At 70.3% G+C, this 8,910-nt stretch carries 7 protein-coding genes; 1 reads left to right on the top strand and 6 read right to left on the bottom strand.

Going from position 1 to position 8,910, the window contains the following annotated elements:
• Nucleotides 1-55 precede the first annotated feature (55 nt).
• The 6 genes from carB to pyrR are packed head-to-tail and all read right to left on the bottom strand — an operon-like array spanning nucleotide 56 to nucleotide 7,984.
• The gene (gene carB, locus TR49_RS16730) at nucleotides 56-3,361 is read right to left on the bottom strand and encodes a carbamoyl-phosphate synthase large subunit (protein ID WP_042382496.1); all 3,306 of its coding nucleotides are present in this window, start codon (nucleotides 3,359-3,361) and stop codon (nucleotides 56-58) included.
• Nucleotides 3,354-4,517: a glutamine-hydrolyzing carbamoyl-phosphate synthase small subunit gene (gene carA, locus TR49_RS16735; RefSeq protein WP_152627317.1), complete on the bottom strand. Its 1,164-nt coding sequence runs from the start codon at nucleotides 4,515-4,517 to the stop codon at nucleotides 3,354-3,356. The genes carB and carA overlap by 8 nt, the downstream gene beginning before the upstream one ends.
• Complete coding sequence (locus tag TR49_RS16740; protein ID WP_174501582.1) at nucleotides 4,517-5,119, bottom strand: PH-like domain-containing protein; 603 nt, start codon at nucleotides 5,117-5,119, stop codon at nucleotides 4,517-4,519. The genes carA and TR49_RS16740 overlap by 1 nt, the downstream gene beginning before the upstream one ends.
• On the bottom strand, nucleotides 5,116-6,411 hold the full coding sequence (locus TR49_RS16745) for a dihydroorotase (protein WP_042382498.1): 1,296 nt from the start codon (nucleotides 6,409-6,411) through the stop codon (nucleotides 5,116-5,118). Before TR49_RS16745 ends, TR49_RS16740 begins: the two co-directional genes overlap by 4 nt.
• On the bottom strand, nucleotides 6,408-7,391 hold the full coding sequence (locus TR49_RS16750) for an aspartate carbamoyltransferase catalytic subunit (protein WP_042382499.1): 984 nt from the start codon (nucleotides 7,389-7,391) through the stop codon (nucleotides 6,408-6,410). Before TR49_RS16750 ends, TR49_RS16745 begins: the two co-directional genes overlap by 4 nt.
• Nucleotides 7,388-7,984: a bifunctional pyr operon transcriptional regulator/uracil phosphoribosyltransferase PyrR gene (gene pyrR / locus TR49_RS16755; protein ID WP_042382500.1), complete on the bottom strand. Its 597-nt coding sequence runs from the start codon at nucleotides 7,982-7,984 to the stop codon at nucleotides 7,388-7,390. The genes TR49_RS16750 and pyrR overlap by 4 nt, the downstream gene beginning before the upstream one ends.
• Before the next feature lie 367 nt (nucleotides 7,985-8,351).
• On the opposite strand from pyrR, the gene bldD reads away from it, so the two are divergent.
• Nucleotides 8,352-8,855: a transcriptional regulator BldD gene (gene bldD, locus TR49_RS16760; RefSeq protein WP_037606436.1), complete on the top strand. Its 504-nt coding sequence runs from the start codon at nucleotides 8,352-8,354 to the stop codon at nucleotides 8,853-8,855.
• Nucleotides 8,856-8,910: the final 55 nt, after the last annotated feature.

An 8,910-nucleotide genomic window follows, 5' to 3' on the forward strand; every position in this document is an offset into this window, starting at 1 on the left:
GAACTGCGCGACCAGCCCACTACGGACCCGCACACGCTCCCCGCGCCCCAGCCCCTTACCGCGACGCGTTCAGCTGAGCGGCGTGCTCCTGCAGCGACCGCACGCCCACGACACCGCCGCGCACCGCGTCGATGCCCTGCACCGCCGCGCCCATCGCCTGCACCGTGGTCAGGCACGGCACCGCACGGGCGACCGCGGCCGTGCGGATCTCGTAGCCGTCCAGGCGGGAACCGGTGCCGAACGGGGTGTTGATGATCAGGTCGATCTCCCCGTCGTGGATCATCTGGACGATCGTCTTCTCGCCCTCGGGGCCCTCGCCCTCGCTGTGCTTGCGCACGACCCTGGCGTCGATGCCGTTGCGGTGCAGCACCTCCGCCGTGCCGCTGGTGGCGAGGATCTCGAAGCCCAGGCCGACCAGGGCCCGCGCCGGGAAGACCAGGTTGCGCTTGTCGCGGTTGGCCACCGAGACGAAGACCCGGCCGGTCTTCGGCAGCGCGCCGTACGCGCCCGCCTGGGACTTGGCGTAGGCGGTGCCGAAGACGGAGTCGATGCCCATGACCTCACCGGTCGAGCGCATCTCCGGGCCGAGCACCGTGTCGACCCCACGACCGTGGATGTCGCGGAAGCGCGACCACGGCATCACGGCCTCCTTGACGGCGACCGGCGCGTCCAGCGGCAGCGTGCCGCCGTCGCCCTCCTTGGGCAGCAGGCCCTCGCCGCGCAGGTCCGCGATGCTCGCGCCCAGCGAGATCCGGGCCGCCGCCTTGGCCAGCGGCACGGCCGTCGCCTTGGAGGTGAACGGGACGGTGCGCGAGGCACGCGGGTTGGCCTCCAGGACGTACAGGATGTCCCCGGCCATGGCGAACTGGATGTTGATCAGACCGCGGACGCCCACGCCGCGCGCGATGGCCTCGGTGGCCGCGCGCAGGCGCTTGATGTCGTAGCCGCCCAGGGTGATCGGCGGCAGCGCGCAGGCGCTGTCGCCGGAGTGGATGCCGGCCTCCTCGATGTGCTCCATCACGCCGCCGAGGTAGAGCTCCTCGCCGTCGAAGAGGGCGTCGACGTCGATCTCGATCGCGTCGTCGAGGAAGCGGTCGATCAGGACCGGGTGCTCGGAGATCAGGCCCGCGTGGCGCTTGAGGTAGTCGGCCAGCGAGGGCTCGTCGTAGACGATCTCCATGCCGCGGCCGCCCAGCACGTAGGACGGGCGGGCGAGGACCGGGTAGCCGATCTCGTCGGCGATCCGCTTGGCCTCCTCGAAGGAGAACGCCGTGCCGTGCTTCGGCGCGGGCAGCCCGGCCTCGACCAGCACGCGGCCGAACGCGCCTCGCTCCTCGGCGAGGTGGATCGCCTCGGGCGAGGTGCCGACGATGGTGACGCCGTTGTCCTTGAGCGCCTGGGCGAGACCGAGCGGGGTCTGGCCGCCCAGCTGCACCAGGACGCCCGCGACCGGACCGGCCAGCTCCTCGGCGTGGACGATCTCCAGCACGTCCTCGAGCGTCAGCGGCTCGAAGTACAGGCGGTCGGAGGTGTCGTAGTCCGTGGAGACGGTCTCCGGGTTGCAGTTGACCATCACGGTTTCGTAGCCGGCGTCGCTGAGCGCGAAGGAGGCGTGGACGCAGGAGTAGTCGAACTCGATACCCTGGCCGATGCGGTTCGGGCCGGAGCCCAGGATGATCACGGCGGGCTTCGTGCGCGGCGCGACCTCGGACTCCTCGTCGTAGGACGAGTAGAAGTACGGGGTCTTCGCGGCGAACTCGGCGGCGCAGGTGTCGACCGTCTTGTAGACCGGGCGGATCCCCAGCGCATGCCGGACCTCACGGACCACGTCCGCGCGCAGGCCGCGGATCTCGGCGATCTGCTGGTCGGAGAAGCCGTGCCGCTTGGCGTGGCGCAGCAGCTCCGGGTCCAGCTTGTCGGCCTCGGCGAGCTCCTCGGCGATCTCGTGGATCAGGAAGAGCTGGTCGACGAACCACGGGTCGATCTTCGTGGACTCGAAGACCTCCTCGCGGGTCGCGCCGGCGCGGATCGCGTCCATGACGGTGTTGATCCGGCCGTCGGTCGGGACCGCGGCCTTGACCAGCAGCTCGTCCTTGTCGCCGACCTCGGAGACGAAGTCGAACTGGGAGCCCTTCTTCTCCAGCGAGCGCAGCGCCTTGTTCAGCGCCTCGGGGAAGTTGCGGCCCAGCGCCATGGCCTCGCCGACCGACTTCATGGTCGTGGTCAGCGTGGCGTCGGCGGAGGGGAACTTCTCGAAGGCGAAGCGCGGGACCTTGACCACGACGTAGTCGAGGGTCGGCTCGAAGGAGGCCGGGGTCTCCTCGGTGATGTCGTTCGGGATCTCGTCGAGGGTGTACCCGACGGCGAGCTTGGCCGCGATCTTGGCGATCGGGAAGCCGGTCGCCTTCGACGCCAGCGCCGAGGAACGCGAGACGCGCGGGTTCATCTCGATGACGATGACCCGGCCGTCCTCGGGGTTGACCGCGAACTGGATGTTGCAGCCGCCGGTGTCGACGCCGACCTCGCGGATGACGGCGATGCCGATGTCGCGCAGGATCTGGTACTCGCGGTCGGTCAGCGTCATCGCCGGGGCGACGGTGATCGAGTCACCGGTGTGCACGCCCATCGGGTCGAAGTTCTCGATGGAGCAGACGACCACGACGTTGTCGTGCTTGTCGCGCATCAGCTCCAGCTCGTACTCCTTCCAGCCGAGGATGGACTCCTCCAGGAGCACCTCGGTGGTCGGCGAGAGGGTCAGGCCCTGGCCGGCGATGCGGCGCAGGTCCTCCTCGTCGTGGGCGAAGCCGGAGCCGGCGCCGCCCATGGTGAAGGACGGACGCACGACGACGGGGTAGCCGCCGAGCGTCTCCACGCCCGCGAGGACGTCCTCCATCGAGTGGCAGATGACCGAGCGGGCCGACTCGCCGTGGCCGATCTTGGACTTGACGACCTCGACGACGCCCTTGAACAGGTCGCGGTCCTCGCCCTTGTTGATCGCCTCGACGTTGGCGCCGATCAGCTCGACGTTGTACTTCTCCAGGGTCCCGGCCTCGGCCAGCGAGATCGCGGTGTTGAGCGCGGTCTGGCCGCCCAGGGTCGGCAGGAGGGCGTCGGGGCGCTCCTTGGCGATGATCTTCTCGACGAACTCGGGGGTGATCGGCTCGACGTAGGTCGCGTCGGCGATCTCCGGGTCGGTCATGATCGTGGCGGGGTTGGAGTTGACCAGGATCACCCGCAGGCCCTCGGCCTTGAGGACGCGGCAGGCCTGGGTGCCGGAGTAGTCGAACTCGGCCGCCTGACCGATGACGATCGGGCCGGAACCGATGACCAGAACGGACTGGATGTCGGTGCGCTTAGGCACGCTGGCCCTCCATCAGGGAAAGGAAGCGGTCGAACAGGTAGGCGGCGTCGTGCGGACCGGCCGCCGCCTCCGGGTGGTACTGGACGCTGAACGCGGGCTGGTCCAGGCACTGCAGGCCCTCGACCACGTCGTCGTTCAGGCAGACGTGGGAGACCTCGACGCGGCCGAACGGCGTCTCGGAGACCCGGTCGAGCGGCGCGTCCACGGCGAAGCCGTGGTTGTGCGCGGTGACCTCGACCTTGCCGGTGGTGCGGTCCTGCACCGGCTGGTTGATACCGCGGTGGCCGTACTTGAGCTTGTAGGTGCCGAAGCCGAGCGCGCGGCCGAGCAGCTGGTTGCCGAAGCAGATGCCGAAGAACGGCGTCCTGCGGCCCAGCACCTCGCGCAGCACGGCCACCTGGCCGTCGGCGGTGGCCGGGTCGCCCGGGCCGTTGGAGAAGAAGACGCCGTCGGGGCCGTTCTCCCCGACCGCGTAGACGTCCTCGGCGGTGGCGTTGGCGGGCAGCACGTGCACCTCGATGCCGCGTTCGGCCATCCGGTGCGGCGTCATGCCCTTGATGCCCAGGTCCAGGGCGGCCACGGTGAACTTCTTCTCACCTATGGCGGGGACGACGTAGACCTCGTCGGTGGCGACCTCGCCGCACAGGTCCGCGCCCTCCATCTGCGGGGCCTGGCGGACGCGCTCCAGCATGGTCGCGTCGTCGGCCAGCGCGTGGCCGGAGAAGATCCCGGCCCGCATCGCGCCCGCCTCACGCAGGTGGCGGGTGAGCGCGCGGGTGTCGATGCCGCTGATGCCGACGATGCCCTGCGCCTGGAGCTCCTCGTCCAGCGAGCGCTTGGCGCGCCAGTTGGAGGAGATCCGGCTGGGGTCGCGCACGACGTAACCGGCGACCCAGATGCGGGACGACTCCTGGTCCTCGTCGTTGACGCCGGTGTTGCCGATCTGCGGGGCCGTCATGGCCACGATCTGGCGGTGGTAGGACGGGTCGGTCAGGGTCTCCTGGTAGCCCGTCATGCCGGTGTTGAAGACGGCCTCGCCGAAGGTCTCGCCGACGGCGCCGTAGGCCTGGCCGCGGAAGATGCGGCCGTCTTCGAGGACGTAGGCGGCGGGAATGCGGCCACGTCGGCTCGTCGTAGTGGATGCCGGTGCGGTCATCATGCGCCTTCCACGTTTTCGTCGTTGTGCTTGGTATCGGTCACCTTGTCGTGTGCCTTGATCAGCACCTCGATCGCGGTGACCCAGTTGTCGTGGTCGCTCGACCGGTCGGCCCGGAAGCCGGAGTCGAGCTGCGTGTCGCCGAGCTGCCAGGTGATCACCAGCAGGCCGCCCTCGGGGAAGACCTTGCCGGCGATGCCCTTGTCCAGGCGGGCGCCGCGCAGGTCGCCCACCGGGACGAAGAAGCTCTGCGAGGCGGGCCGGACCACCTTCAGGCCCTCGGCGCTGAGGGTCAGTTCGGCGAGGCTGCGCTCGCCGAGACGGTGGGCGGCGACCCGGTCGAGCCAGTTGCCGGCGGTCGTGGTGCCGGCGTAGCGGCCTTCGGCCTCCAGGATCGTCTCCGTCGTGCGCGACGGCACGGCGGCGGGCTCGGGCAGGCCCGACTGGACGGTCTTGCGCCAGTTCCAGCCCTGGCGCATCAGCCAGTAGACGAGCGCGATGACCAGCAGGATGCCGATGACCCAGCCGACCAGGTCGCCCACGTGGGTCACCGGCGCGGAGTGCGGGGCCGCGGCGAGATCGAGGGGAGAGGTCAGGCTCATACGAGCTCTCCGTCGAGCACCTTGGCCTCGCCGCGCAGGAAGGTGGCGACGACGCGTCCGGGCAGGTCCATGCCCCGGTAGGGGGTGTTGCGGCTGCGGGTGGCGAAGGAGTCGGGGTTCACCGCGCCACGGTACTGATCGTCGAACAGCACCAGGTTGGCCGGTTCGCCCACCGAGACGGGCCGCCCGTGGCCGGGGATGCCGCTGATCGCGGCGGGCTTCGCGGACATCCGCTGGGCGACCTCGGCCCAGCCCATCAGACCGGTGTCGACCATCGCGGACTGGACGACGGACAGTGCCGTCTCCAGGCCGACCATGCCCATCGCTGCGGCGGACCACTCGCACTGCTTGTCCTCGGCGGGGTGCGGCGCGTGGTCGGTGGCGACGATGTCGATCGTGCCGTCCGCGAGCGCCTCGCGCAGGGCCAGCACGTCGGCCTCGGTACGCAGCGGCGGGTTCACCTTGTAGACGGCGTCGTAGGAGCGGACCAGCTCGTCGGTCAGCAGCAGGTGGTGCGGGGTCACCTCGGCGGTGACGTCCCAGCCCTTGCCCTTGGCCCAGCGGATGATCTCGACCGAGCCGGCCGTGGAGAGGTGGCAGACGTGCAGGCGCGAGCCGACGTGCGCGGCGAGCAGCACGTCGCGGGCGATGATCGACTCCTCGGCGACGGCCGGCCAGCCGGCCAGGCCCAGCTCGCCGGAGACGACGCCCTCGTTCATCTGCGCGCCCTCGGTCAGCCGCGGCTCCTGCGCGTGCTGGGCGATGACGCCGCCGAAGGCCTTCACGTACTCCAGCGCGCGGCGCATGATCACCGCGTCGTCGACGCACTTGCCGTCGTCGGAGAAGACGCGGACCTGGGCGGCGGAGTCGGCCATCGCACCGAGCTCGGCGAGCTGCTTGCCCTCCAGGCCGACGGTGACGGCGCCGATCGGCTGCACGTCGCAGTAGCCGGACTCGCGGCCCAGCCGCCAGACCTGCTCGACCACGCCGGCGGTGTCGGCCACGGGGAAGGTGTTGGCCATCGCATGGACGGCGGTGAAGCCGCCCTTGGCGGCGGCCTTGGTGCCGGTGAGGACGGTCTCGGCGTCCTCGCGGCCCGGCTCGCGCAGGTGGGTGTGCAGGTCGACCAGACCGGGGAGGGCGATCAGGCCCTCGGCCGCGATCTCCTGCTCGCCGTCGCGCGCTTCGAGGTTCGCGCCGATCTCGGCGATGAGGCCGTCGGTGATGCGGATGTCCTGCGGGTCGCCGCCGAGGATGCGCGCTCCGCGGATCAGGTGGTTCGTGGTGCTCACTTGCCGTTCTCCTCGGACGTGTTCGCAGAAGAAGTGGTGATCGCCGGCTCGGACCCGCCGAGCAGCAGGTAGAGGACGGCCATGCGGACGCTCACGCCGTTGGCGACCTGCTCCACGATGACCGCGCGGTCGGAGTCGGCGATCGACGACTCGATCTCCATACCGCGCACCATCGGGCCGGGGTGCATGACGAGCGCGTGCTGCGGCAGCAGCGCCAGACGGCGGGCGTCCAGGCCGTAGCGGCGGGTGTACTCGCGCTGGGTGGGGAAGTAGGCGGCGTTCATCCGCTCGCGCTGGACGCGCAGCATCATCACCGCGTCGGCCTTGGTGAGCGCCGCGTCCAGGTCGTAACTGGTCTGACAGGGCCAGGTCTCGACGCCGAAGGGCATCAGCGTCGGCGGCGCGACGAGGGTGACCTCGGCGCCGAGGGTGTGCAGCAGGTGCACGTTGGAGCGGGCGACCCGGCTGTGCAGCACGTCGCCGACGATGGTGACGCGGCGGCCGACCAGGTCGTGTCCGACGCCCGGGTTCAGGTGGCTGCGCATGGTGAAGGCGTCGAGCAGGGCCTGGGTGGGGTGCTCGTGGGTGCCGTCACCGGCGTTGACGACGCTGCCGTGCAGCCAGTCGGAGTCGGCCAGCAGCTTCGGCGCGCCCGACGCGCTGTGGCGGATGACCACCGCGTCGGCGCCCATGGCCTGCAGGGTGAGCGCGGTGTCCTTGAGGCTCTCGCCCTTGGAGACCGAGGAGCCCTTGGCGGAGAAGTTGATGACGTCGGCGGACAGGCGCTTCTCGGCGACCTCGAAGGACGTGCGGGTGCGGGTGGAGTCCTCGAAGAAGAGGTTGACCACGGTCCTGCCGCGCAGGGTGGGGAGCTTCTTGACGGAGCGGGTGGAGACCTGGGCCATCTGTTCGGCGGTGTCCAGGATCAGCAGCGCGTCCTCGCGGGTCAGGTCCGCAGTGGAGATGAGGTGGCGCTTCAATTGCTCGGGCCTTTCAACGTGCTCTGGCCTTCCGACGACGCGTTGGATTCTCCGGACCCCCCGAGCAGGACCGCGTCGACGCCGTCCTTCTCGTCCAGCTTGACCTTCACGGACTCGCGCAGCGAGGTGGGCAGGTTCTTGCCCACGTAGTCGGCGCGGATGGGCAGCTCGCGGTGGCCGCGGTCGACCAGGACGGCGAGCTGGACGGCGCGCGGGCGGCCGTGATCGGCCAGCGCGTCGAGGGCGGCGCGGATGGTCCGGCCGGAGAAGAGGACGTCGTCGACGAGGACGACGAGCTTGCCGTCGATGCCGTCGGCGGGGATCTCGGTGTGCTCCAGGGCCCGCGCGGGCTTCAGCCGCAGGTCGTCCCGGTACATGGTGATGTCGAGGGTGCCCACCGGGAGCTCGTGGCCGGTGATCTCGGCGAGCTTGCGGTGCAGGCGGCGGGCCAGATGGGCGCCGCGGGTGGGAATGCCGAGCAGGACGACGTCGTCGGCACCCTTGGTGCGTTCGACGATCTCGTGGGCGATCCGGGTCAGGGAACGGGCGATGTCGCCCTGGTCCAGTACCTGTCGCTGGGCAGCAGTGGTCATGCCGAAGCCGACCTCCTTCCCCGCCTCACGGGACGGGCCTTAAAGGATGTCTACGGATGGGGCAGCCGTCGCACGTCCGAAACCGCACGCACGTCGGGGAGCCGCCGTCAACCCTACCAGGGCGATCACACAGCGCCCCGGCGCACCCCCGCCGACCTGCGGCGAGTCCTCTGGTTACCGGAGAGTCACACGGCTGCCCCGTTCGGCTTGACGAACGCATATCACTCTGCGTAACCTCACACTGAGTTACGGCCAAGCGACGAAGCGCCCTGTGTCGTAGTGGGGTTAGCGCCGTCCCGGCCGTCACAGGCCAGGCAGAGCAGTGATCATCAGCACTTGTTTTGCACTTAACGTCCGGGGAGACACATTGTCCAGCGACTACGCGAAACAGCTTGGCGGCAAGCTGCGCGCGATCCGCACCCAGCAGGGGCTTTCTCTGCACGGCGTCGAGGAGAAGTCCCAGGGCCGCTGGAAGGCCGTCGTCGTCGGCTCCTACGAGCGCGGCGACCGCGCGGTGACGGTCCAGCGCCTCGCCGAGCTGGCCGAGTTCTACGGCGTGCCGGTGCAGGAGCTGCTGCCGGGCAGCACCCCGGGCGGTGCGGCCGAGCCGCCGCCGCGCCTGGTGCTGGACCTGGAGCGGCTGGCCCAGGTCCCCTCCGAGAAGGCCGGTCCGCTGCAGCGCTACGCGGCCACCATCCAGAGCCAGCGCGGTGACTACAACGGCAAGGTGCTGTCGATCCGCCAGGACGACCTGCGCACCCTCGCCGTCATCTACGACCAGCCGGCCTCGCTCCTCGTCGACCAGCTGATCAGCTGGGGCGTCCTCGACCCGGACGCGCGCCGCGCGGTCCGCGAGGACGACGCGGTCTGATCCGGACGGCTCCGCGCCGCCCTGCAGAAACGTTGCGGCGGGTTCCCTCCTCGGG

The organism is Streptacidiphilus melanogenes (assembly GCF_000787835.1).
Lineage (GTDB): Bacteria > Actinomycetota > Actinomycetes > Streptomycetales > Streptomycetaceae > Streptacidiphilus > Streptacidiphilus melanogenes.

What these genes read in the sequence shown, in the direction of transcription:
- carA (WP_152627317.1), bottom strand. Translation starts at nt 4,517, where the DNA reads ATGACCGCACCGGCATCCACTACGACGAGCCGACGTGGCCGCATTCCC.
- pyrR (WP_042382500.1), bottom strand. Translation starts at nt 7,984, where the DNA reads ATGACCACTGCTGCCCAGCGACAGGTACTGGACCAGGGCGACATCGCC.
- TR49_RS16740 (WP_174501582.1), bottom strand. Translation starts at nt 5,119, where the DNA reads ATGAGCCTGACCTCTCCCCTCGATCTCGCCGCGGCCCCGCACTCCGCG.